21 protein-coding genes and 1 pseudogene are annotated in these 22,550 nt (G+C 74.4%); 6 read left to right on the forward strand and 16 right to left on the reverse strand.

Annotated features, from left to right (window positions below):
- The first annotated feature begins 23 nt into the window (after positions 1–23).
- Positions 24–1,304 (forward strand): streptophobe family protein, encoded by a 1,281-nt coding sequence (locus AC3EUJ_RS11830; protein WP_431961048.1) that lies wholly within the window; start codon positions 24–26, stop codon positions 1,302–1,304.
- A gap of 202 nt (positions 1,305–1,506) precedes the next feature.
- Here the strand turns inward: AC3EUJ_RS11830 and AC3EUJ_RS11835 are convergent, their stop codons facing one another.
- The 4 genes from AC3EUJ_RS11835 to AC3EUJ_RS11850 all read right to left on the reverse strand — a co-directional run bounded on the left by AC3EUJ_RS11835 (position 1,507) and on the right by AC3EUJ_RS11850 (position 6,414).
- A complete protein-coding gene (locus AC3EUJ_RS11835; RefSeq protein WP_431961049.1) occupies positions 1,507–2,091 on the reverse strand; it encodes an SH3 domain-containing protein in 585 nt (194 codons plus the stop codon).
- A 6-nt stretch (positions 2,092–2,097) separates the two neighbouring features.
- The gene (locus AC3EUJ_RS11840; RefSeq protein ID WP_431961050.1) at positions 2,098–4,440 is read right to left on the reverse strand and encodes an FHA domain-containing protein; all 2,343 of its coding nucleotides are present in this window, start codon (positions 4,438–4,440) and stop codon (positions 2,098–2,100) included.
- A gap of 92 nt (positions 4,441–4,532) precedes the next feature.
- A complete protein-coding gene (locus tag AC3EUJ_RS11845; protein ID WP_431961051.1) occupies positions 4,533–6,008 on the reverse strand; it encodes an SDR family NAD(P)-dependent oxidoreductase in 1,476 nt (491 codons plus the stop codon).
- 163 nt (positions 6,009–6,171) lie between these two features.
- On the reverse strand, positions 6,172–6,414 hold the full coding sequence (locus AC3EUJ_RS11850; protein WP_431952569.1) for a hypothetical protein: 243 nt from the start codon (positions 6,412–6,414) through the stop codon (positions 6,172–6,174).
- A gap of 142 nt (positions 6,415–6,556) precedes the next feature.
- Between AC3EUJ_RS11850 and AC3EUJ_RS11855 the strand changes: the two are divergent.
- Positions 6,557–6,866 (forward strand): annotated as a pseudogene (locus AC3EUJ_RS11855) (long-chain fatty acid--CoA ligase); the annotation flags it as partial.
- Here the strand turns inward: AC3EUJ_RS11855 and AC3EUJ_RS11860 are convergent.
- From AC3EUJ_RS11860 to egtA, 8 genes are all read right to left on the reverse strand, one after another.
- The gene (locus AC3EUJ_RS11860; RefSeq protein ID WP_431961052.1) at positions 6,778–7,701 is read right to left on the reverse strand and encodes a lysophospholipid acyltransferase family protein; all 924 of its coding nucleotides are present in this window, start codon (positions 7,699–7,701) and stop codon (positions 6,778–6,780) included. The pseudogene AC3EUJ_RS11855 and the gene AC3EUJ_RS11860 sit on opposite strands and share 89 nt — an antisense overlap.
- A 52-nt stretch (positions 7,702–7,753) precedes the next feature.
- Positions 7,754–8,545, reverse strand: coding sequence for a GNAT family N-acetyltransferase (locus AC3EUJ_RS11865; protein WP_431961053.1), 792 nt, complete (start codon positions 8,543–8,545; stop codon positions 7,754–7,756).
- Positions 8,546–8,681: 136 nt separating this feature from the next.
- Positions 8,682–9,233, reverse strand: coding sequence for a MarR family winged helix-turn-helix transcriptional regulator (locus AC3EUJ_RS11870; RefSeq protein ID WP_431961112.1), 552 nt, complete (start codon positions 9,231–9,233; stop codon positions 8,682–8,684).
- A 14-nt stretch (positions 9,234–9,247) separates the two neighbouring features.
- Positions 9,248–9,619 (reverse strand): hypothetical protein, encoded by a 372-nt coding sequence (locus AC3EUJ_RS11875; RefSeq protein WP_431961054.1) that lies wholly within the window; start codon positions 9,617–9,619, stop codon positions 9,248–9,250.
- A 3-nt stretch (positions 9,620–9,622) separates the two neighbouring features.
- Complete coding sequence (egtD, locus tag AC3EUJ_RS11880) at positions 9,623–10,585, reverse strand: L-histidine N(alpha)-methyltransferase (protein ID WP_431961055.1); 963 nt, start codon at positions 10,583–10,585, stop codon at positions 9,623–9,625.
- Positions 10,582–11,337, reverse strand: coding sequence for an ergothioneine biosynthesis protein EgtC (gene egtC, locus AC3EUJ_RS11885; protein ID WP_431961056.1), 756 nt, complete (start codon positions 11,335–11,337; stop codon positions 10,582–10,584). The genes egtD and egtC overlap by 4 nt, the downstream gene beginning before the upstream one ends.
- Positions 11,338–11,365: 28 nt before the next feature.
- On the reverse strand, positions 11,366–12,697 hold the full coding sequence (gene egtB, locus AC3EUJ_RS11890; RefSeq protein ID WP_431961058.1) for an ergothioneine biosynthesis protein EgtB: 1,332 nt from the start codon (positions 12,695–12,697) through the stop codon (positions 11,366–11,368).
- Positions 12,694–13,950, reverse strand: coding sequence for an ergothioneine biosynthesis glutamate--cysteine ligase EgtA (gene egtA, locus AC3EUJ_RS11895; protein WP_431961059.1), 1,257 nt, complete (start codon positions 13,948–13,950; stop codon positions 12,694–12,696). The genes egtB and egtA overlap by 4 nt, the downstream gene beginning before the upstream one ends.
- A 256-nt stretch (positions 13,951–14,206) precedes the next feature.
- Here egtA and AC3EUJ_RS11900 point away from each other — a divergent pair, with 256 nt between their 5' ends.
- Positions 14,207–14,386 carry a hypothetical protein gene (locus AC3EUJ_RS11900; protein WP_431961060.1) on the forward strand — a complete coding sequence of 60 codons (180 nt, stop codon included), beginning with the start codon at positions 14,207–14,209 and terminating at the stop codon, positions 14,384–14,386.
- Between the two features lie 313 nt (positions 14,387–14,699).
- Here the strand turns inward: AC3EUJ_RS11900 and trxA are convergent, their stop codons facing one another.
- Positions 14,700–15,083 (reverse strand): thioredoxin, encoded by a 384-nt coding sequence (gene trxA, locus AC3EUJ_RS11905; protein WP_431961061.1) that lies wholly within the window; start codon positions 15,081–15,083, stop codon positions 14,700–14,702.
- A 227-nt stretch (positions 15,084–15,310) separates the two neighbouring features.
- Here trxA and AC3EUJ_RS11910 point away from each other — a divergent pair, with 227 nt between their 5' ends.
- Positions 15,311–16,270: an NADP-dependent oxidoreductase gene (locus AC3EUJ_RS11910; RefSeq protein ID WP_431961062.1), complete on the forward strand. Its 960-nt coding sequence runs from the start codon at positions 15,311–15,313 to the stop codon at positions 16,268–16,270.
- 26 nt (positions 16,271–16,296) lie between these two features.
- Here the strand turns inward: AC3EUJ_RS11910 and AC3EUJ_RS11915 are convergent, their stop codons facing one another.
- Positions 16,297–16,752, reverse strand: coding sequence for a universal stress protein (locus AC3EUJ_RS11915; protein ID WP_431961063.1), 456 nt, complete (start codon positions 16,750–16,752; stop codon positions 16,297–16,299).
- Positions 16,753–16,761: 9 nt separating this feature from the next.
- On the reverse strand, positions 16,762–17,241 hold the full coding sequence (locus tag AC3EUJ_RS11920) for a MarR family winged helix-turn-helix transcriptional regulator (RefSeq protein WP_431961064.1): 480 nt from the start codon (positions 17,239–17,241) through the stop codon (positions 16,762–16,764).
- A gap of 106 nt (positions 17,242–17,347) precedes the next feature.
- Between AC3EUJ_RS11920 and valS the strand changes: the two genes are divergently transcribed.
- Positions 17,348–19,906, forward strand: coding sequence for a valine--tRNA ligase (valS, locus tag AC3EUJ_RS11925; RefSeq protein WP_431961065.1), 2,559 nt, complete (start codon positions 17,348–17,350; stop codon positions 19,904–19,906).
- Between the two features lie 135 nt (positions 19,907–20,041).
- On the opposite strand, the gene AC3EUJ_RS11930 is transcribed toward valS, so the two are convergent.
- Positions 20,042–21,271, reverse strand: coding sequence for a citrate/2-methylcitrate synthase (locus tag AC3EUJ_RS11930; protein WP_431961066.1), 1,230 nt, complete (start codon positions 21,269–21,271; stop codon positions 20,042–20,044).
- Positions 21,272–21,342: 71 nt separating this feature from the next.
- Here AC3EUJ_RS11930 and AC3EUJ_RS11935 point away from each other — a divergent pair, with 71 nt between their 5' ends.
- Complete coding sequence (locus AC3EUJ_RS11935) at positions 21,343–22,533, forward strand: citrate synthase (protein ID WP_431961067.1); 1,191 nt, start codon at positions 21,343–21,345, stop codon at positions 22,531–22,533.
- The last annotated feature ends 17 nt before the right edge of the window (positions 22,534–22,550 follow it).

Here is a 22,550-nt window from a genome sequence, read left to right on the forward strand (position 1 = left end):
GCCGGGCTGCTTAGCCTGACACCGTGACCCGGCATCCGGCCCCCGCCCCGCACCCCGCCCCGGGGCTCACCCACGGCTGGCTGCACGCCCTGGCGGCGGTGGTGGCCGGGTACGCCGTCATGGTGGTCCTGGCGGCCCTGGGCCTCTGGCTCGCGGGGGCCTCCGAGCTGCCGCAGGGCGCCTTCCTGCCCGTCATCGCGGCCACCGTGGTCATGGCCGTCGGGGGCCGCATCGGCCTGGAGGGCGGCGCGGGAGCCATCGCCCAGTCGGACGCGGCGGTGACCGCCGTCCCGCTGTCCGTCGCCCTCGCCGGCGCGCTCGTCACCGCCTACGTGGTCGTGCGCCCGCTGCGCCGGCACGCGGTGGTCTCCGGGGACCGGCTGCTGTGGCTCTTCGTCCGCACGGGTGTGCTGTGGGCCCTCGTCACGCTGCTGATCGCCCTCGGCGCGCGCCACACCTTCACCGTCTCCACGGGCGAGGACTTCCTGGGCGACCTCGGCGATCTGCTCGGGATCACGCCCACCGTCGGTTTCCGCGCCGACGTCCCGGTCACGGTCGTCGCCGGGCTGCTCTGGCTGGCCATCGTCCTCCTGCTGGCCTTCGCCGTGTCGCGGAGGGCGCCGCTGCCCTCCCGGCTGGTGCCCGTGCACAGCGTCGTCCGGCCGGCCGCCCGCGCCATGGTGGGCGTGCTGCTCGTCTACGTGGCCGTCGGCGCCGTGATCGCGGTGGTCACCGCCTTCACCCGCGCGGAGCCCGCCGACAGCTTCGCCGTCGTCTTCCTCGGCCTGCCCAACGTGGCCTGGCTCGCCCTCGGTATCGGCATGGGCGCCTCCTGGCACGGCAGCGTGCAGGGGGCGCTCGGTGTGCCGATGCCGGAGGCGCTGGCCGCCGTCCTGCGCAGCGGGGACGGTGACGTCACGCTGGACCTCGCGTCGCTGTCCGAGCGCGACGGCAGGGCGTGGTGGCTGGTGGTCGCCGCCGTCGTCGCGATGCTGGGCGCCGGCTGGGCCACCGCCCGGCGCGCGCCGCCCGGCACGGGGCACGTGCGCAACGCCCTCCATCTGGCCGCGGCGTCCGCGGTGGCGATGCTGCTGATCGGCGTGCTCACCCGGATCGACGCGCACTACGGCCTGTCGCTGTTCGGCATCGGCGACCCCTCCGACACCGGTGGCCTCGGCGGCTCGATCGTCCTGCTCCCCAACCTGCTCCCCGCGATCGGCATCGCCGCGCTGTGGGGCGTGGCGGCCGGCCTGCTGGGCAGCATGGCCACCCGCCTCCTGGCACGATCCCGCCCACCCCGCTGACGCCGCCTCGCGGCGGCCGTCCTCAGGGCTCCCCCCCGCCCGCCGCCGCGTGCACGTGCCTGGGGCGTCGGCCCTCCGCCAGGTCGGACCGGTCGCGGTCCAGGTGCCGGCGCACGGGCGCCGGCGGCCGGTCTCGGAGGCATGTCGCCCGCGTTCGGCTTCGCGCGGCGGTGGGCGGCGCGGCCTGCCCGCTCGCGAGTTCTCAGGGCTCGTGCGTCCAGGTGATGGGATGGGTCTGGGTCGGGGACGAGTCGCTGGCGGGCGGCGGCTCCGCCGGGGTCGGGGCGTCGCCGGGCCGTATGGCGGGTGGTTCGGCGGAGGCGTACGTCGCCATGCGGGCGCCGTCGCAGTAGCACCAGCGGTCGTGCTCGGCGTCGAAGAGCCAGACGGCGTCGCCGTCGACGACGGCGCCGATCCGTATCCCGCTGGTCACCCGGTCGAAGGTCTCCAGGTCGATCCTCCCGGCCGCGAGGTCCTGCACCATGGCCCGGTACGAGTCGAGCGCCTCCACGAGCCTGCCCAGCAGCGGGCGGGCGTCGGCGGTGCGCGCCGGGGAGCCGCCCACCGCCGGGGGGCTCTGCGGCACCGTGATCAGCAGGCGCCCGTCCACCCACGCGGACCAGCCGTTGGAGCACACGATCCGCGCCCAGTCGCCCCGGTGCTCGGTGACGCGCACCGGAAGCAGTGGGTCCAGCCCGGCGGACGGGCTGGAGTCGTCCGGCGCCCGCCAGGTGGGCAGCCCCGCGGCGGGTGCGACGTGGGTCGGGACGAACTCCGGCTCGTACATCACGGGCTACCTCCGCATGACGGCCGGTTCCTGGCGCCGCAGCAGCCTGGTGACGACGAGACCGAAGACCGCCGACAGCACCACGAGCATGCCCATGTCCAGGAGCCACATCGAGGGGACGGACCGGAAGAGCGGGTCCGACGTCACGGTGCTCGGCGTGATGGCATGCAGGTCCAGTGTGGCGGCCATCGCACCCAGCGCCCAGCGCGAGGGCACCAGCCAGGCCAGCTGTTCCAGGCCCGGGACCCCGTGCAGGGGGAGCAGCGCACCGCAGAAGACCACCTGCACGATGGCGAGCAGCACCAGCAGCGGCATGGTCACCTCCTCCTTGCGCACCAGGGCGGAGATGAGCAGCCCGAGCATCATCGAGGTGAACGCCAGCAGCGCCACCGCCAGGGTGATCTCCAGCAGCGGCGGCATCAGGACCCCGCTGCCGCCCTGGGGTCTCAGACGCACGCCGACGAGGGCGACCATCGTCAGGGCCACTGCCTGGGCGACGGTGACCAGCCCCAGCACCACGACCTTGGACGCCAGATACGCCGAGCGGGACAGGCCCACCGCCCGCTCCCGCTGGTAGATGACGCGTTCCTTGACCAGCTCGCGGACCGCGTTCGCGGCCCCGGTGAGCACCGAGCCGACGCACAGGATCAGCAGCACGTTGAGCGCGTTGTTCCGGCCCAGCGAACCGCCGGCCAGGGCCCGCGCCATCCCGCCCATCACGAAGGGCAGCGCCACCATGATCGCCAGGAAGGTGCGGTCGGCGGCCAGCGACGCCGTGTAGCGGCGCACCAGCGTCCACAACTGGCCGCCCCAGCTCTGTGGCTTGGGCGGCTCGAGCGGTTCGAGTTCCGCCGGGGTCCCCGGGCCGGCGGGCTCCAGTGCCGCCGCGATGTATTCGTCGTAGAGCGGGGAGGCCTCATACTGGCCGGCCCAGTCGCGGTTCTCCTCGTTCTCGAACGCCTCGAAGGCTTCCGGCCACTGCCGGAAGCCGAAGAAGGGGAGCGTCTTGCTGGGCGGCCCGTAGTAGGCCATGCGACCGCCGGGGGCCATCACCAGCAAGCGGTCGCACACCTCCAGGCTGAGCACGCTGTGCGTCACCACGATGACCGTGCGGCCGTCGTCGGCGAGCTCTCGCAGCATCGTCATCACCGAACGGTCCATCCCCGGGTCCAGGCCCGAGGTCGGCTCGTCCAGGAAGAGCAGCGAGGGCTTGGTCAGCAGTTCCAGGGCAACGCTCACCCGCTTGCGCTGGCCACCGGAGAGCGTGTGGACCGGCTGCTTCACCCGGGCCTCCAGGCCCAGTTCGGCGATCACCTCGTCCACCCGGGCCTGCCGCTCCTCCTTGGCGGTGTCGCCGGGGAAGCGGAGTTCGGCGGCGTACGACAGGGCGCGGCCCACGGGGAGCTGCTGGTGCAGGATGTCGTCCTGCGGGACCAGGCCGATGCGCTGGCGCAGGTCCGCGTACTCGCGGTACAAATCGCGCCCGTCGTAGAGCACCGTGCCCTCGTTCGCGGGACGCAGCCCGGTCAGCGCGTTCAGCAGCGTCGACTTGCCGGAGCCGCTCGGCCCGACCACCGCCAGCAGGCACTTCTCGCCGACGGGGAAGCTGATGTCGTCCAGCAGCACCTTGCCGCCGTCGCCCACCCGCACCGAAAGGTCGCGGACGTTGAGCGAGACCTCGCCGGTGTCGGTGAACTCCTGCAGCTTGTCGCCGACCAGCCGGAACACCGCGTGGCCGACGTCGATGATGTCGCCCTGGTGCACGGGCGCCCGCTCGACGCGCCGGCCGTCCAGGTAGGTGCCGTTGTGGCTGTGCAGGTCGACGATCTCGTAGCCGCCGTCCGGCAGCGACCGCAGTTCGGCGTGGTGCCGCGAGACCAGCAGGTCCGAGACGACCAGATCGTTGTCGGCGGCGCGCCCGATGTGGATCGTGCGGTGCGGCAGCGACCGCACCGACGTCGGCCGGCGGAAGGTGCCGGTCGCCGCGGGGGATGCCATCGGCGGCGCCCGGTAGACGCCGGTGGGGGCCTCGGCGCTGCTCAGCCGGGCGCAGGGTCCCTGCTCGGCGTGCCCGAAGCGGATGACGCTGCCCGGACCCACACCCCACTGCCGGACCTGCCTGCCGCCGACGAAGGTGCCGTTGGTGCTGCCCATGTCGTTCAGCATCCAGCTGTCCCCCGCGGGCCGGATCACCGCGTGGTGCCACGACACCCGGGGGTCGTCGAGGACGACGTCCCCGTCGGGGTCGCGACCGACGTGGTAGTCCCGACCCGGGACCAGGATCAGGGTGTCCCCGTCGGTCTCGAGCACGAGCTTGGGCGCCGTGGGCGCGAAACCTCGCTCGGCCACGCTTCGATCGTAGCCGCGGACCGGCCGCCCCGCCTGTCCCGTCCGTCCCGCGACGGGCCGTCACATGGCCCCGGGGGACGGTGCCGGTGCCCTCACCACTCGGTCGGCGCGTAGTCCTTGAGGAACACCCCGGCCAGGTCCTCGCCCTGCTCGCCGCGGACGATCGGGTCGTAGACGCGGGCCGCGCCGTCGATGAGGTCCAGCGGGGCGTGGAAGCCGGCCTCGGCCATGCGGACCTTGTCGGGGTGCGGGCGCTCGTCGGTGATCCAGCCGGTGTCGACGCTGGTCATCAGGATGCCGTCGGTCTCCAGCATCTCCCGCGCGCTGGTGCGGGTCAGCATGTTGAGCGCGGCCTTCGCCATGTTGGTGTGCGGGTGGCCCGCGCCCTTGTAGCCGCGGCTGAACTTGCCCTCCATCGCGGAGACGTTCACCACGTACTTGCGGCGCGCAGCGGCGGCGGCCATCGCCGGGCGCAGCCTGCTGACCAGGATGAACGGCGCGGTCTCGTTGCACAGCTGCACTTCGAGCATCTCGACCGGGTCGACCTCGCCCACGGCCCGGGTCCAGCTGTTCGCCGCGTCCAGGTCGGGGATCAGCCCGCCGGCGTCGATCGCCGTGCCGGCCTCGATCCGGGCGAGCGAGGCCGAACCGCTCACCAGAGCCAGGTCCGTGACCTCCCGGGCCCGGGCCGACAGCTCCGCACGCGGGGCGGGCAGCGCGGGCTGGGCACCGCTGCCGAAGGCGCCGAAGACCTCGGAGGCCGGCAAAGCCCCGGCCGGGAGCGGCGCGGACTCGGCGGCCACCAGTTCCGCGTACGCGGCGGGGGAGCGGCGCACGGTCTGCGCCGCGTTGTTGATCAGGATGTCGAGGGGGCCCTGCGCGGCCACCGAGTCGGCGAGCGCCACCACCTGGGCCGGGTCGCGGAGGTCGATCCCGACGATCTTGAGACGGCCGATCCACTCGTCGCTGTCCGGCATCGCCTTGAAACGGCGGATGGCGTCCGCGGGGAAGCGCGTGGTGATGGTGGTGTGGGCACCGTCGCGCAGCAGCCGCAGCGCGATGTACATGCCGATCTTGGCCCGGCCGCCGGTGAGCAGGGCGCGCCGGCCGGTCAGGTCGGTGCGCGCGTCCCGCCGGGCGCGGTTGAAGGCCGCGCAGTCCCGGCACAACTGGTGGTAGAAGGCGTCGACCTCGACGTAGCGGCTCTTGCACACGTAGCAGGAGCGCGGCCGCTGCAGGATGCCGGCGATCTCGCCGATCGTCGACGAGGACGGCAGCAGCCCCTGGGTCTCGTCGTCGATGCGTTCCGCGGAGCCGGTGGCCGTGGCCTCGGTGACGGACTTGTCGTGGGCGGTCTTGGCGGACCGGCGCTCCTGGCGGCGGCGCTGCTTCACGGTCCGGTAGATGCCGGCCGTGGCCTTGCGCACGGTGATCGCGTCGGGGTGGTCCAGCGGCAGCTCGTCGAGTTCCCTGAGCACGCTGAGGCACAGTTCGAGGCGTACCGGGTCTATGCCGGGGACGCCGTCCCATGCCGTGGCCGTGCTCTGCTCGTTCTCGGTCGCCGTCATGCCCGCCGTCGTTCCCTGGATCGTGTGTTCCCACTGGTGTCCTGCGGAACTCTACGGAGGCATCGGCGCCCGGCCAAAACGGCGGCTTTCGCCCGTGCGGTGTCCGGCGGCCGCAGGCGGCTCCCCGGGGCGCCACCGGGGCGGTCCGCGGCGTGCCGGTGGGTCACTCCAGGGGAGCGGTGGCCTCGCTCTCGTACTCGTAGTCCCACGGCTCGTCGGCCATGTGCTCGAGGCGCTTGTAGTACGCGGCGCTGTCGGGCCACGCCTGATGCGCCCCGGCGTCCTGCACGCTGATGGCCAGCGGGTCGTACAGGATGCCCTCGGGGGGCTGCCCCCCGGCTCGCAGGGCGATGCCGAGGGTGAGACCGTCCCCGGGGCCGCCGTGGAGTCGGATCCTGGTGGTCATGGAGGTCACCTCCTGTATCCATGATCTCTCGCCGGGGGAGGTTTGGTGAAGAAGGAGGACGGTGACCGACCCCGGGCCGACAGTGCGTGAGAGATCCGTTACGTCACGTTTCTCCGCCCGCCGGCTCCCACGAGGTGCCCGCGTGCGCGAATCCAGTCTGCCCGCGCCGGTCCCCGCCACCCTCGCCGGCGGCCTCGCCGACGTGGTGTTCGAGACCGCGGCGCAGGCCCCGGACGGGGCGCGGCTGGGCCGCCAGGAGGACGGCCGCCGGCGGGACGTGACCGCGGCCGAGTTCCGCGCCGAGGTGACGGCCCTGGCCAGGGGGCCGCTCGCGTACGGGTGCCTTCGGGGACCGGCTGGGGATCATGTCGCGCGCCCGGTACGAGTGGACGCCGTTCGACTTCGCGCTGTGGACGACCGGGGCGCAGCCCGCTCCCGTTTCCCGCTCGTCCGGCCGGCGGGCGGAGCGCCGGTCCGGCCGCCCGTCCCGCCCTGGTGGGGACCGGCCTGGAGCGGTACGGCCGCGCGCGGCGCGGGGACGACGCAGGCGTGACGGGCGGCGGCCGCGAGCGAACGCCGGTCAGGCAGCGCGTTCGCCGCGATGCGCGGGAACGCCGCCACCTCCGCGCTCAGGCCGCGGGCCGCGACCACCCGGCGCACCGAGTCCATCAGGGTGTCCTCGCCGAGGAACGCCGCCTCGGTGCTGGGCGTCCCGTCGGCGTGCCGGTAGCGGATGAGAAGCGGCTGCACGTCGGCGCCCGCGTCCAGCGCGGCCTGGAACAGCGCCCGGCGGTAACGGCCTTCCTCACGGCCGCACCAGGTGCTGCCTTCAGGGAAGGCCACGACCGTCGCGCCCGAGCGCAGCGCCTGCGCGATCTCCGCCACCGTGTCCGGCAGCGAGCGGATCCGCTCCCGGTCGATGAAGATCGTTCGGCCGCGCACGCACAGCCGTCCGATCACCGGCCAGTCGCGGATCTCCCGCTTGGCGACGTTGCGGCCCGGGAAGACCGCGGCGATCAGCGGGACGTCCAGCCACGACACGTGGTTGGAGACCACCAGCAGGCCGCGGCCCGGCTCACGCGGCGCCGGCTCGGGCAGCCGCACCCGGACGCCGAAGGCCGCCACCACCGAGCGGGTCCACCGCCGGATCAGCCGCTCGCGCCCCGCCGTGCCGCACAGCGCGCCGAGCGGCACGGACAGCAGGACGCCGGTGAGCAGCACCACCAGCGCGGCGGCGTACCGCAGCAGCCGCCGGACCCGGCCCACCTCCGGCCCGTCGCCGGTCATGCACGCCCGCGGGGTGCAGGGCGCGACCGGCGACCACCACGCAGCGGCCATCTCAGACCGACCCGAGCGACCCGGGCGAGCCGAGGGCGCCGAAGTGGCGCAGGTAGCGCTCGTCGGTGCGCTCCAGCGAGAGCAGGATGAACAGGTCGGCGACGCCGAAGTCCGGGTCATGGGCGGGCTCGCCGCACACCCAGGCGCCCAGCCGCAGGTAGCCGCGGAGCAGCGGGGGCAGTACGGTGCGGGCCGGGCGGGCTGTGCCCGTCGGGTCCCAGGGGCGGTGCGGGTTGACCCGGTACTCCTCAGGGGCCAGGTTCCTCGCGGAGACCCGGTCCCACACGCCGGCCGCCGTCGCGCCGCCGTCGGCCAGTCCCACCGAGCAGCAGCCGGCGAGCCACTTGTGGCCGGTGGTCGCCATGTAGCGGGTGATGCCGCCCCACATGAGCGCCACGACGGCCCCGTCACGGTGGGCGGCGTGCACGCAGGAGCGGCCCACCTCGACCATGTCGTGCCGGATCGGCGCGAGCCGGCTCAGGTCGAACTCGGACTCGGAGTAAGTGCGGCCCGCGCGGCGGGCGTTGGCGGGGGTGAGTAGCCGGTAGGTGCCGACGACCTCGCCGGTCGCGTCCTCCTTCACCAGCAGGTGGTCGCAGGAGGCGTCGAGGGCGTCGACGTCCAGGCCCGGCTCGGGCGTGTCCAGCACGGCCCCCATCTCCCCGGCGAACACCTGGTGCCGCAGACGCTGCGCGGCCCGCACCTCCGCCTCGTCCTGGGCGAGGCTCACCGAGTAGCGGGGACGGTCGGTAGGGGTGTCGACGACGGGAGCGAGTTCGTACGAAGCGGTCATGGCGCGATTCCCTGGTCAGGGGGAGGGGGACACCCCTATCTGTCCCGTCGCGGCCTTGCCTTGGCGTGTCCTTGGCGGAGCGCGCAGATGTGCGCTCGCTGAAGTGCCGGTGCCGTGGGTCCACCGGCCGCCCGCTTCACCCGGAAAGCGCGCCCAGGTGGCCTTCGAGCAGCAGCAGGAGCTCGCCGAGGATGTCCGCCAGCTCCTCGCGGCGGCCCTCCGGGAGCCCGGACAGCAGCCCCGTCTCGTAGGCCAGCTGCTCGGGCAGTACGCGGTCGACGAGCGCCCTCCCCTCCTCGGTCAGTCGCAGGTGGGAGACCCGGCGGTCGCGGCCGTCCGGGCGGCGGGCGACCAGGCCGCGCTCCTCGAGCAGCTTGATCCGCTTGGTGACCGCGGCACCCGAGGCGAAGGTCTCCCGGGCGAGCCGGCCCGGTGTCAGCTCGCCGCCGACGCGGCGCAGGGCGATGAGGATGTCGTACTCCGGGCGGGTGAGGCCCTCGCGACCCAGGGGCGTCTCGGTGACCTGCTGCAGCAGGGCGGCACAGCGGGTCAGCCTGCCGATGACGGCGACCGGCCCGAAGTCCAGGTCCGGGTAGACGTCCTGCCACTGGCGCAGCACCGTCGCGAGGGCGTCCTCCACGCGCGTCGTCCTTCCTCCGTACGCCGGCGGCTCCGGCGGCGTCCGCATGATCGTACGCGTCGTCACGGCACGGTGACGGACCAGTCGTCCCCGCGCCGACCTGCCGGCAGCAGGCGCCCGCGCTCCTCCGCGGCGGCGATCCGGCGCTGGGGCAGGGCCCGGGTCCGCCACTCGCCGGAGGCGGTGCCGGCGGCCCTCGCGCAGCTCCAGCAGGGCCGTCGTGAGCCGGCCTCGCGGGTGACGAAAGCGGCGAGATCCTCCGCCAGGCGCCGCAGCGCGGCACCCGCCCGGTGCCCCGCCCGGCGGTTCGGCACGGCGAAGGCCGGCAGGTCCGCCGCGGCGCCGACGAGGGTGTCCAGCCGGCGGCCGGCCGGCCACGCGCCCGCGAACGCGGCGGCCGGCCCCCCGTTCCGGGACCGGCCACCGCTTCGCACGGATCAGGCGGGGAAAGCCAGCGACAGCGCGAACCGGCCCTCGGCGTCGGTCCACCAGTGCCGCAGGGTGAGACCGGCGGCGGCCAGCTCGGCCCGCACGCCCTCCTCGCGGAACTTGGCGGAGACCTCGGTGCGCATCTCCTCGCCACGGGCGAAGTCCACGGACAGGTCGAGCGCGGGGACCTTCACGGTCACGTCGGCGCGCGCCCGCAGGCGCATCTCGATCCACTCCTCCTCGCGGTCCCACACGGCCATGTGGTCGAAGTCGTCCGGTTGGAAGTCCGCGCCGAGCTCGCGGTCGATGACCGACAGGACGTTCTTGTTGAAGGCGGCCGTGACGCCCTGCGCGTCGTCGTAGGCCGCCACCAGCGTCGCCTCGTCCTTGACCAGGTCGGTGCCGAGCAGCAGCGCGTCGCCCTGGGAGAGCAGCGCGCGGACCGAGGCGAGGAAGCGCGCCCGCTCCTGCGGCAGCAGATTGCCGATCGTGCCGCCGAGGAAGGCGACCAGCCGTGGGCCGGGCGTCTCGGGCAGGGCCGGCCCGTGCTCGAAGTCGGCGACGAGCGCGTGCACGGTCAGGTCCCGGTGGTCGGCCAGGAGGGCCTCGCCCGCGCCGGTGAGCGCGGACTCGCTGACGTCGACCGGCACGTACGTCAGCGGCGCGCCCAGCGCGCCGATCAGCAGCCGGGTCTTCTCCGAGGAACCGGAGCCCAGCTCGACCAGGGTGCGGGCGCCGGTCGCCTCGGCGATCTCCGGCGCCCTCGCCTGCAGGATCTCCCGCTCGGCGCGGGTCGGGTAGTACTCGGGCAGCCGGGTGATCTCCTCGAACAGCTCGCTGCCGCGGGCGTCGTAGAACCACTTGGGCGGGAGCTGCTTGGGGGCGCGGGTCAGCCCGTGGGCCACGTCGGCGCGCAACGCGGCCGCGGTGGCGTCGGCGGGCAGGGTGCGGGTGAGGGTGAACGGGCTCACAGGTGCGGCTCCTTGAGCGGGATCAGCAGGACCTCGGTGGGATCGCCGTACAGCAGGTGGCGGTCGGGGACCTCGGTCCAGCGCGGACTGTCGTCGTACGGCTCGGAGGCCACGACGAGGGAGCGGCCGGGCACCTCCAGGTACCAGAGCGTGTCGCCCCAGGCGGTGGCGGCGATCGCCCGGCCGTCGGTCAGCAGGAAGTTGAGACGTGAGTCGGGGGTCAGCGCGGCCAGCCGGCCGACGGTGTCGGCGAGTGCCTCGTCCGCCGGGGCGCCGGCCCGCAGCCGGTGCAGGGTCAGCGCCCAGGCAAGGGCCGAGTCGCAGCGCGCCTCCAGGGCCAGCAGCTCCTCCGCGGGCAGCGCGCGGGCCGCCTCGGCGACGGAGTGCGGCCAGCCGCGCAGCGCGCCGTTGTGGCTGAACAGCCAGCGGCCCGCCGTGTACGGGGCGGCGGCGGACTCGTCGGCGACCGAGCCCTCGGTGATGTCGCGGACCGCCCCGAGCAGCGCTCCCGAACGCGTCACCCGGCACACGTCCGCGAAGGACGGGTCGTCCCAGACCGGCCCGGAGCGCCGGTAGCGCGCGGGCAGCGGATCCCCGTCCGCGTACCAGCCGACACCGAAGCCGTCGGCGTTGACCGTGCCGTACTTCTGCCGGCGCGGCGCCCACGACTGGCGGTACAGCGAGTGCGGCGGGTCGATGACGAGTTCGCGGAGCGCGACGGGCGGGCCGACGTACGCCAGGTGCCGGCACATCAGCCGCGCCCCCCTCTCGTCGCGGCGCTCACACCTGCTCCGGGCGGGCGTCGCGGGCGGTGCGGAAGCCGGAGAAGATCTGCCGCCGGATCGGGTAGTCCCAGTTGCGGAACGTGCCCCGGCAGGCCACGGCGTCCACGGCGAAGGAGCCGCCGCGCAGCACCTTGTGGTCGGGGCCGAAGAAGACCTCCGAGTACTCCTTGTACGGGAAGGGGGCGAAGCCCGGGTAGGGCAGGAAGTCGCTCGCCGTCCACTCCCACACGTCGCCGACCAGCTGCCGAACGCCCAGCGGTGACGCACCGGCCGGGTAGCTGCCCACCGGGGCCGGCCGCAGGTGCCGCTGTCCGAGGTTGGCGTGCTGGGGGCCGGGATCCGCGTCGCCCCACGGGTAACGGCGGGAGCGGCCGGTCGCCGGGTCGTGCCGGGCGGCCTTCTCCCACTCCGTCTCGGTGGGCAGCCGGCGCCCGGCCCAGCGGGCGTACGCGTCGGCCTCGTACCAGCACACGTGCAGCACGGGCTCCTCGTGCGGCACCGGCTCGGTCACCCCGAAGCGGCGGCGCAGCCACACACCGCCCTCCCGGCGCCAGAACAGCGGGGCGAACAGACCGTGCTCGCGGATGTGCGCCCAGCCGGCCGCGGTCCACCAGCGCTCGTCCTCGTAGCCGCCGTCCTCGAGGAAGGCGAGGTACGCGCCGTTGCTCACCGGCACGGTGTCGATGAAGAACGGCGCCACCTCGCGTACGTGCGAGGGACGTTCGTTGTCCAGCGCCCACGGCTCGGTCGAGGTGCCCATGGTGAACAGACCGCCGGGGACCAGGACCTCGGCCGGCAGCAGCGCCGCGTCCGCGGGTGCGGGTGGCGGCGGGGGCGCGGTCAGGGCCGCCGGTCCGCGCCGCAGCTGATGGGTGATCAGCATCGTCTCGTCGTGCTGCTGTTCGTGCTGGGCGATCATTCCGAAGGCGAAGGCCGCGTCGGTCAGCGGGGTGCCGTGCAGGGGCGCCCGCTCCAGGATGTCCAGCACCCGGCCGCGCACCTGCGCCGCGTAGGCGTGCGCCTCCGCGGGCGGCAGCAGCGGCAGCGTGGGCCGCTCCGAGCGCGGGTGCTCGAAGGCGTCGTAGATGGGGTCGATGTCGGGCCGCAGTGCCTCACGGCCGCCGACGTTGCGCAGAAGCCACTGCTCCTCCTGGTTGCCGATGTGCGCCAGGTCCCAGACCAGGGGGGACATCAACGGGGAGTGCTGCGCGGTCAGTTCATGATCGTCGACGCAGGTGGTGAGTCCCCGGGTGCGGTCACGGGCGGTGGTCAGGGCGTCCAGCGCACGCCGGCGCAGGACTTCGGGGTCGAGCGCGGGTGCGGTCACGTGCGGCTCTCCTTGCGTCGAAAGGTGTCGAGCAGGTCGTCGGCGGGACATCGACCGCGCTCGACATAGCGCTCGGTGAAGTCGTCCACCGCCCGCAGCACTGCCCGGTCCGCGCCGAGCCGGGGCAGGGCCTCGCGGGCCGCGGCGAAGCAGGTCATGGCGATGGCGTGGAGTTCGGGGTCGGCCAGGCCGTACCGGGCGGCGCGCCGCCACAGCGGGTTGCGGGGGGCCGGGTCCCCGCCCGCCGCGTCGGCGAGCGGCTTCACCGCCCGGTAGGCGACCTCCGAGGCGGCGGCGTCGTCGAAGAGCGCCACGGCGACGGCCAGCGGCACGATCCAGCCGTCCCGCCCAGGCTGCGCGTCGATCATGCGCAGCTCCAGGTATCCGCGCGGTCGCACCGGCGGGAACAGCGTCGACAGGTGGTAGTCCAGGTCCGCGAGGGTCGGGCGCCGGTGCGACCCGTCACGGATCCAGTCGCGGAAGGTGAGCCCGTCGGGCACCGTCCAGGGTGCCTCGTCGCCGCGGATGCACAGCACCGGGGCGTCCAGGGCGTAGGCCGTCCAGGCCGTCCGCGGGTCGGTCCCGGCGGGCGGGGCGAGGGTGCGCCCCGGGTCCAGTGCGCTCCACACCGCCTGCCGCGTGGACCGCCAGCCGGTCGGACGGCCTTCGCTGAGCGGGGAGTTGGCGAACGCGGCCACCAGGACGGCGCCCAGCAGGTGGGCCAGCAGCCAGCGTCTGCCGAGCCCGAAGGGCCCGGGCTCCTCCGTGCCCGAGTCCAGGCAGACCTGGACGGAGGCCGTGGAGCACATCATGGCCCGGCCCGCGGGTCCGGAGCGGTCGAAATACGCCTCCATCGCCGCGTACCGGGGCTCGTCCAGCAGCCGGCGGGGCCGCCGCCAGGGATCGTGGCCGTGGCCCGCCAGGGCCAGGCCCTCCCGGCGGAGCCGGTGGCGTACGGAGTGGAGGTCGGCGGCCGCGGCATTGACGCACGCGGTCAGTGAGGGGGCGGGCAGCGAGCTGAGCTCCAGCTGTCCGCCGGGCTCGGTCGTGAGCCGGGAGCGGAGGTACAGGTCACGCAGTCCGGCGACGGCGGCGCCGAGCCGTGCGGGGCCCACCGGGCGGGCCGGGTCGTGCGGGTCGTGGAGGAACCATTCCAGTTCCACGCCTATGCGGCGGGGCGGGCCGGTCTTGAAACAGATGCCCTGTATATGATCCTCCGCCGCTGTCTCGCTGATCGGTTCGGATGTCTCCATCCGCTGACTGGTGCCGGGCATGGGCGGGACCTCCCGTCGAAGGCGGTTCTCCGTATCCGCCCGGCCGCGGCCGGGCGGTGTCCGTACCACCTAAGCCCTTCGGTGCGGGCCGCTCAAGAGCGCCCCATACGAACGGGCGAGGGACGGCAGGTGACACCCGAGTCGAGGGGGGCCTCTGCCGTCCGGTCCGAATCAAGAGTGGACCGCCACCCGGCGGCGCGCATCTCCAGAGAGCGTCTGCCCAGGTAAGGGGCGGATGCGGAACCTCGCCGACGAGATGTCCGCGGCCGCGCGGCGGACCGGCGACCTGGTACGGGCGGAGCTGGGCCGCACACGCCGGGTCGTCCACGGCCAGGATCCGTTCCCGGGCAGCGAGAGCGCGATGTCCGCGCGGCGACGAAAGGTGCGCGCGACCGGGGACCCGCGGCGAGCATGAGGCGCGCGTGATGTCCCGGGCCGGCTCCGCACCGCGCCGGGACGGGCCGCCCAGGCCCCCGCACACGCCGCGGCGCCGGGGCCGGAGCGGGAACTCCGGGACGTTGCCCAGGAGTACCCGCGTGCGGTTCGGCGCCGGGCGGCAGCGGGCCCAGGAGCGCCGTGCGGGCGGCGGAAGCCGCTGCCACGTCATGGCGGCTGAGCCCGCGCGCCCCGTACGGCGGCCCGGGGCGCCGATCACCTCACTGGCGCTGGACGGACTCCGCGACGGTGCGCGCCATACGGTCGCACCACAGCTGGTGCCTCGTGCGAGGTCAGCCCTTCGGGGCCTCCTGGCCCGCACCCTGCTCGGCGATGGACTTGCGGACCTCGTCCATGTCCAGGTCGCGGGCCTGCTTGATCAGGTCCTCGAACGCGGGCGCGGGCAGCGCGCCGGGCTGGGAGAAGACGGCCACCTTGTCGCGGATGATCATCAACGTCGGGATGGACTGGATCTGGAACGCGGCGGCCAGCTCGGGCTGCGCCTCCGTGTCGATCTTGCCGAACACGAGGTCGGTGTTCTTCTCCGCGGCAGCCTCGTAGACGGGGGCGAACATCCGGCACGGGCCGCACCAGGACGCCCAGAAGTCGATCAGTACGAAATCGTTGTTGCCCACGACCTCGTCGAAGTTGTCCTTGGTGAGCTCAACAGTGCTCATGTTTCCCTTACCTGCTTCCGGGTGCCGTCGGTCGGGACCCACTGACCGTAACCGAAGGCAGCGCTGCGCTATTCCGGACGCCGTCCCCGGCGCGTCCCCCGGCGCGTCCCCCCGGGCCGCCCCGCTGAACGGGATGCCGGGAGCCGTCCGGGGCCGGATGCTGGAAGGAGCGGGGACACGATGCGCCCCCGCCGGGCAGGCGCGGGAGCGAACCACGGGAGCGGCCGATGGTGACGACGATGCACGCCGTACGGGCCCATCGGCGCGGTGGACCCGAACAGCTCCACTACGAGCTCGCGCCCCGCCCCGTGCCGGACCCGGGCGAGGCGCTGGTGGCGGTGCGGGCCGCCTCCGTGACCGCCGGGGAGCTCTACTGGGACGCGACCTGGACCGACAGCTTCGACGGCTCGGGCCGCGACCGCACCCCCACCATCCCCTCGCACGAGGTCTCCGGAGTGGTCGCCGAGGTGGGCCCGGGCGTCATCACCCCGAGGGTCGGGGACGCCGTCTACGCGCTGATCCCCTTCGTCCACGACGGCGCCGCCGCCGAGTTCGTCACCCTCCCCGCGGGCATCCTGGCCCCCAAGCCCCGGCGGATCGACCACGACGCCGCCGCCTCGGTACCGCTCGCCGCGCTCACCGTCTGGCAGGCGCTGGCCCGGCACGCCGGAGTCACCCCGGGTCGGCACGTCCTCGTCCACGGCGCGGCGGGAGGCGTCGGTTCCTTCGCCGTCCAGATCGCCGCCGCGCTCGGCGCGCGGGTCACGGCGACCGCCGCCGCGCGCGACGCGGGCTTCGTCGCCGCACTCGGCGCGGAGCGGGTCGTCGACTACGCCGGCAGCCGCTTCGAGGACGAGGTGACGGACGTGGACGTCGTCTTCGACGCCGTCGGCGGGGACACGCAGGACCGCTCCTGGTCGGTGCTGCGACCCGGCGGACTGCTGGTCAGCATCGTGTCCCCGCCCGACCCGGAGAGCGCCCGCGCACACGGCGCCCGCGGTGTCTTCTTCGTCGTCGAGCCGGACCGGGCGGGCCTGGAGGCGGTCTCCCGGCTCATCGACGGCGGCAAGCTCACCCCGCGGGTCGACCGCGTGGTCCCGCTCGCCGAGACCCGCGCCGCCTATGAGGCACTGGAGCACGAGCACCGCCGGGGCAAGGTCGTCATCCACGTCGCCGACGGGGTCTGACCGCCCGGGCCGGGACGGGGCGGAGCCTACGGGACGACCGTCACCGGCCAGCGGCCCGCCTTGACCAGCCGCACCGCGACCGAGCCCACGATCCGGTGCCCGGCCTTCTCGGAGGCGCCGACGACGACCGCGTCGGCCTTGAGCTCGTTCGAGGCCTGCGACAGCCCGCCGAACGGGTCGCCCGTGAAGGTGTGGAACTCCCAGCGCAGGCTGGACACCGCCTGGAAGCGGGCGGCGGCCTTCTCTATCTCCGCCTTGAGCTGGTCCGCGATCTCGGCGGTCGCCTCCGCGACCGGGGCGCCGAAGGCGGCCCCCGCCGCCAGGACCGGCTGCACGTACACGATCGCCAGCAGCGCATTCTGGCGGCGCGCCAGCCCCGCCGCGTACGCCACGGCGCGCCACGAGGACTCCGAGCCGTCCAGTCCCGCCACGATCACCTTGGGACCGTCCGTGCCCCGCTCGAAAGCCGCCTTGTCGCTCACGTTCCGAGCCTACTTGCGCGACTGCCGCGCGCGCCGCACCGGGCGCGGCGAATCCACGGCGGCGGCGAGATGCCCGTCCACCAGCCGCTGCAGCGCGGAGGCGAAGACCGCCCGTTCGTCCTCGGGAAGGGCTCCCAGCAGGTCGCCGTGGACGCGCGCGGTGATCTCCCTGCCGCGGGCGACGAGCTCCCGGCCCGCCTCGGTCACGGTGATGATGCGGGCCCGGCGGTCCGTGGGGGAGGGGTGCCGCTCGGCGAGGCCGGCCCGCTCCAGCTCGTCCACGGTGACCACCATCGTGGTCTTGTCCTGCTGGGAGATCTCGGCGAGTTGAGCCTGTGTCAGCTGCCCGGGGAGCGCGTGCAGCAGCACGCAGTACCCGCGGGGGGTGAGCCCGACCTCGGCCAGCGCGGCCGCCAGCCGGTTCGTCATGGCGTGGCTGGCGTATTGCAGCAGCCCGGTGAAGTCGGGCGCGGATGCCGTGGGACCCATGGTCCGAGCCTAGCAAAAAGGTCCGTTACCGAATCGTCGGTGGCACGAATGATCCGGCGGATAAATCGTTCGGCCGCGCGGGCCCGCCTGCCTACCATGAGGGGGCATGAACCCCCCGTCTCTTCATCACGACGTCCCCGGCAAGCCCTCCCTCGACGGGCTCGAAGCGAAATGGTCGCGGCGCTGGGACGAGACGGGGGTACACCGCTTCGACCGGTCACGGCCGCGCGAGGAGATCTTCTCCATCGACACCCCGCCGCCCACGGCCAGCGGATCGCTCCACATCGGCCACGTCTTCTCGTACACCCACACCGACACCGTCGCCCGCTACCGGCGCATGCGCGGGCAGACCGTCTTCTACCCCATGGGCTGGGACGACAACGGCCTGCCCACCGAGCGCCGGGTCCAGAACCACTACGGGGTCGCCTGCGACCCCTCGCTCCCGTACGACCCCGGCTTCACCCCGCCCGAGCGCCCGGGCAGGCACCAGGAGCCCGTCTCACGGCGGAATTTCATCGAACTGTGCGAGGCCCTCACCGCCGAGGACGAGAAGACCTTCGAGCACCTGTGGCGCCGCCTGGGCCTGTCGGTCGACTGGACGCTCACCTACCAGACCGTCGACGCCCGTTCGCGCGCCGCCTCCCAGCGCGCCTTCCTGCGCAACCTGGCGCGCGGCGAGGCCTATTCCGCCGAGGCGCCCACCCTGTGGGACACCACCTTCCGCACCGCCGTCGCCCAGGCGGAGCTGGAGGACCGCGAACGGCCCGGCGCCTACCACCGGCTGGCCTTCCACCGCCCCGACGGCGGCCGGGTCGTCGTCGCCACCACCCGGCCCGAACTCCTCCCCGCCTGCGTCGCCCTGGTCGCGCATCCCGACGACGAGCGCTACCGCGGGCTGATCGGCACCAGTGTCACGACCCCCGTCTTCGGTGTCGCGGTCCCCGTCCACGCCCACCGGCTGGCCGACCCGGCCAAGGGCACCGGCATCGCCATGATCTGCACCTTCGGCGACACCACCGACGTCACCTGGTGGCGCGAACTCCGGCTGCCCACCCGTCCGGTCCTCGGCCGCGACGGGCGCTTCCTGCCGGCGCCGCCGCCCGCCCTGGACACGGCGCGGGCCCGCGAGGCGTACGGGGAGCTGGCCGGTGCCACCGCGCACACCGGCCGCGAGCGGCTGGTGAGGATGCTGCGCGAACGCGGCGAACTGGAGGGCGAGCCCGAACCGGTCGTCCACGCCGTCAAGTTCTACGAGAAGGGCGACCGGCCGCTGGAGATCGTCACCACCCGCCAGTGGTACCTGCGCAACGGCGGCCGCGACGAGGCCCTGCGGGACCGGCTGCTGGAGCGCGGCCGCGAACTGCGCTGGCACCCGGAGCACATGCGGGTCCGCTACGAGAGCTGGGTCGGGGGGCTCAACGGCGACTGGCTGATCAGCCGGCAGCGGTGGTTCGGCGTCCCCGTCCCCGTCTGGTACCCGCTGGACGACGCCGGTGAGCCCGTCCACGACAAGCCGCTGGTCCCCGAGGAGTCGGCGCTGCCCGTCGACCCCGGCACCGACGTCCCCGCCGGCTACCGCGAGGAGCAGCGCGGCGCGCCCGGCGGCTTCACCGGCGACCCGGACGTCATGGACACCTGGGCGACCTCGTCGCTCACCCCGCAGATCGCCGCCGGATGGGGCAGCGACGACGAGCTGTTCGCCAAGGTCTTCCCGATGGACCTGCGGCCCCAGGCCCACGAGATCATCCGCACCTGGCTGTTCGGCAGCGTCGTCCGCGCCCATGCCGAGCAGGACGTCCTGCCGTGGCGGCACGCCGCGATCTCCGGCTGGATCCTGGACCCGGACCGCAAGAAGATGTCCAAGTCCCGGGGCAAGGCGGTCACCCCGGGCGACCTGCTGGAGCAGCACGGCTCCGACGCCGTCCGCTACTGGGCGGCCGCCGCCCGGCCCGGCACGGACACCGCCTTCGACACCGGCCAGATGAAGATCGGCCGCCGCCTCGCCATGAAGGTCCTCAACGTCGGCCGCTTCGTGCTCACCTCCGGCGCCGCCGCGGACGCCGACGCCCCGGCGATCACGGCGCCGCTGGACCGCGCGCTCCTGGCGGCTCTCGCGTCCACCGTCGCCGCCGCCACGGACGCCCTGGAGGACTTCGACCACGCGCGCGCCCTGGAACGCGTGGAGACCTTCTTCTGGGACTTCTGCGACGACTACGTCGAGCTGGTCAAGTCCCGCGCGTACGACGGCGAGACCTCCGCCCTCGCCACGCTGGGCACCGCCCTGTCCGTCCTGCTGCGGCTGTTCGCGCCCTTCCTCCCCTTCGTCACCGAGGAGGTCTGGTCCTGGTGGCGGGACGGCTCCGTCCACCGCGCCGAGTGGCCCGAGGCGGACGCGCTGCGGGTCCTCGCCGGCGACGGCGACCCGCGCGTGCTGGCCACCGCCCGCGACGCGATCACCGCCGTCCGCAGGGCCAAGTCCGAGGCGCGGCTGTCGATGCGGGCGGAGAGCGGCCGGCTCGTCGTCACCGGTCCGGCCCCGGAGCTGGCGCTCTTCGCCCTGGCCGAGGACGACGTCCGCGCCGCCGCCCGCGCGGCGGCGGTGGATCGCCGCACGGCACCGGGTGACGGCCTGACGTACGAGGTGCGTCTGCCGCAGGCGCCTTGACCGGTCCCGCGCTGTCGGCCCTGCGAGTGGGCGCGGGCGGAGGGTCAGATGTCCGGCCGTCTCGCGCCCTCCGGGCGCAAAGCGGCGGGCAGCCGGCTGACGGGCACCGCACCAGCCCCGGCCGGACGAGAACGGCTAGGGCACCGGCACCGGTGGGCGGGGCCCCACATAGTGGCCGCTCGGGCGCATACGCAGCGGGGGTTCCCCGTACTCCTCCAGGGCGTGGGCGATCCAGCCCGCGGTCCGGGCGACGGAGAACACCGTCTCGCCGGCCTCGGGGACCATGCCGGCGGAGACGGAGAGCACGGCGAGGGCGAGGTCGACGTTGGGGTGGAGCGGGGTGTGGCGGGCCGTCGTGGCGGCCACCTCGCGCGCGGCGGCCAGGGCCTGCTCCGCGTACGGGACGTCCTCGAGCAGCCGGAAGAGCATGACGGCGCGCGGGTCCTCGCCCCGGTAGAGGCGGTGGCCCAGCCCCGGGACACCGCGGCCGGCGCGCAGATGGTCGGCGACGACGGCGGCCGCGCTGCCGCGGTCGAGCACCTCGGCCAGCATGCGGTGGGCGAGGCCGCTGGCGGCGCCGTGCAGCGGGCCGTCGAGGGCCCCGAGGCCGGCCGAGACGACGGCGTACGGGTGCGCGCGGGCGGAGGCGGCGATGCGCACGGCGAGCGTCGAGGCGGCCAGGTCGTGGTCGATGAGCAGGACGAGTGCCGCGTCCAGCACCCGCAGTGACGCCTCGTCGCAGGGCCGGCCGGACAGCCGCGACCACAGCCGCCAGGCCAGCCGGCCCTCGCCCGGGTGCGGGATCCCGGCCGCGGGCAGAGCGCGGACGAGTGTGGGGATCAGGCCGCGGGCGGCGCCGAGCACGGCCCCGGGGGAGAGGTCGAAGCGCAGCGGGTCAGCCACGGCCGCCGCGACGGCGGTCGCCCGCAAGCGGTCCATCGGGCCGCTGTGCGCGGGCAGCGCCGCGACCGCCCGCCGGGCGGCCTTCAGCGCCTCCGGCGGCGCGGTGAAGCGCACCCCGTGGCGCAGGACGCCGGTCCACAGCCACTCCGTCACCTCCTCGTAGCCGTACCGCCCGGCCAGGGCCGTGGCGTCGACCCCGCGGAAGTAGTAGCGGTCCGCCTCGATGAGGGTGATCGCCGTGCGCACCGCGGCCGTGCCGGCGTCCTCGGCGGGCTGCTGCGCGGCGCGCCGGTTGCGGCGTGCCAGGGCGTCGACCTCGCCGGGGTCGAAGGTGCTGCCCCGGCCGCCGGGGGCGCGCCGGCTGCTCAGCAGGCCGCGGCTCACGTAGGCGTACACCGTCTCCGGCTTGACCCCGAGCCGTTCGGCCGCCGCGCGCGTGCTCAGCCGTTCCTCCGTCGTCATGACTCCATCCCATCACATATTGATCCAATCAATATTGACGAGGATTGAATCAATGGTGGATGGTCTGATCAATGTCGAGTTGTTCGCAGCAGGACCGGAGGACCACCGTGACCGTCACGCCCGTCACCCCCGACGTACCCCGCGGCCTGAAGGGAGTCGTCGTCACCGAGACCGCGCTGGGTGACGTGCGCGGCACCGAGGGCTTCTACCACTACCGCCAGTACTCGGCCGTGGACCTGGCGCGAAGCCGCACCTTCGAGGACGTCTGGCACCTGATGCTGCTCGGCACGCTGCCCGACGCGGCCGGGCGCGAAGCCTTCGCCCGGCGTGTCGCCCCGCTGCGCCGGCTCCCGGGCGCCGTCCGCGACGCGCTGCCGGCCGTCGCCCGGTCCGGCGCGCTCAGCGGCCCCCTCGCGGGGCTGCGCTCCGCACTGTCCCTGCTGGGGGCGGCCGAAGGCTTCCGCCCGCTGTACGACGTCGGCCCCGAGCGGCGGCTGTCCGACGCCCTCGCCGCGACCGCCGCGGTGCCCACGCTGCTCACCGCCCTGTACCGGCTCGGCCAGGGCCTGGAGCCGGTCGAACCACGCGACGACCTGCCGTACGCGGCCAACTACCTGCACATGCTCACCGGCGAGGAGCCCGACCCGGCCCGCGCCAGGGCCGTCGAGCGCTACCTGATCTCCACCGTCGACCACGGCTTCAACGCGTCCACCTTCACCGCCCGCGTCATCGCCTCGACCGGCGCCGACCTCGCCGCCTGCCTCACCGGTGCCGTCGGCGCGCTGTCCGGCCCGCTCCACGGCGGCGCCCCCAGTCGCGCTCTGGACACCCTGGACGCCATCGGCACCCCGGACCGCATCGACCCGTGGATCCGCGAACGCGTCCTGGCCGGCGACCGCATCATGGGGTTCGGTCACCCCGTCTACCGCACCGAGGACCCCCGTTCCCGCATGCTCAAGGGGATCGCCCGCTCCTTCGGCGGGCCGCTCGTCGACCTCGCCGTCCAGGTCGAGGCGCGGGTCGAGGCGATCCTCGCCGAGCTGAAGCCGGGCCGCGAACTCCACACCAACGTCGAGTTCTACGCGGGCGTCGTCATGGAACTGTGCGGCCTGCCGCGCGAGATGTTCACCCCCACCTTCGCCTGCGCCCGCGTCGTGGGCTGGTGCGCCAACGTCCTGGAGCAGGCCGAGGACAGCAAGATCATCCGCCCGGCGGCCCGCTACGTCGGCCCCGTGCCGCCCCAGCCGGTGCCCGCGGCGTGACGCCGCGGACCGCCGCG

Source organism: Actinacidiphila sp. bgisy160, assembly GCF_057707815.1.

Coding starts and splice junctions, on each gene's coding strand:
- AC3EUJ_RS11835 (WP_431961049.1), bottom strand. CDS start 2,091: ATGTACGAGCCGGAGTTCGTCCCGACCCACGTCGCACCCGCCGCGGGG.
- AC3EUJ_RS11845 (WP_431961051.1), bottom strand. CDS start 6,008: ATGACGGCGACCGAGAACGAGCAGAGCACGGCCACGGCATGGGACGGC.
- AC3EUJ_RS11850 (WP_431952569.1), bottom strand. CDS start 6,414: ATGACCACCAGGATCCGACTCCACGGCGGCCCCGGGGACGGTCTCACC.
- AC3EUJ_RS11860 (WP_431961052.1), bottom strand. CDS start 7,701: ATGACCGGCGACGGGCCGGAGGTGGGCCGGGTCCGGCGGCTGCTGCGG.
- AC3EUJ_RS11865 (WP_431961053.1), bottom strand. CDS start 8,545: ATGACCGCTTCGTACGAACTCGCTCCCGTCGTCGACACCCCTACCGAC.
- AC3EUJ_RS11870 (WP_431961112.1), bottom strand. CDS start 9,233: ATGCGGACGCCGCCGGAGCCGCCGGCGTACGGAGGAAGGACGACGCGC.
- egtC (WP_431961056.1), bottom strand. CDS start 11,337: ATGTGCCGGCACCTGGCGTACGTCGGCCCGCCCGTCGCGCTCCGCGAA.
- egtA (WP_431961059.1), bottom strand. CDS start 13,950: ATGGAGACATCCGAACCGATCAGCGAGACAGCGGCGGAGGATCATATA.
- AC3EUJ_RS11900 (WP_431961060.1), top strand. CDS start 14,207: ATGCGGAACCTCGCCGACGAGATGTCCGCGGCCGCGCGGCGGACCGGC.
- trxA (WP_431961061.1), bottom strand. CDS start 15,083: ATGAGCACTGTTGAGCTCACCAAGGACAACTTCGACGAGGTCGTGGGC.
- AC3EUJ_RS11910 (WP_431961062.1), top strand. CDS start 15,311: ATGGTGACGACGATGCACGCCGTACGGGCCCATCGGCGCGGTGGACCC.
- AC3EUJ_RS11920 (WP_431961064.1), bottom strand. CDS start 17,241: ATGGGTCCCACGGCATCCGCGCCCGACTTCACCGGGCTGCTGCAATAC.
- valS (WP_431961065.1), top strand. CDS start 17,348: ATGAACCCCCCGTCTCTTCATCACGACGTCCCCGGCAAGCCCTCCCTC.
- AC3EUJ_RS11930 (WP_431961066.1), bottom strand. CDS start 21,271: ATGACGACGGAGGAACGGCTGAGCACGCGCGCGGCGGCCGAACGGCTC.
- AC3EUJ_RS11935 (WP_431961067.1), top strand. CDS start 21,343: ATGTCGAGTTGTTCGCAGCAGGACCGGAGGACCACCGTGACCGTCACG.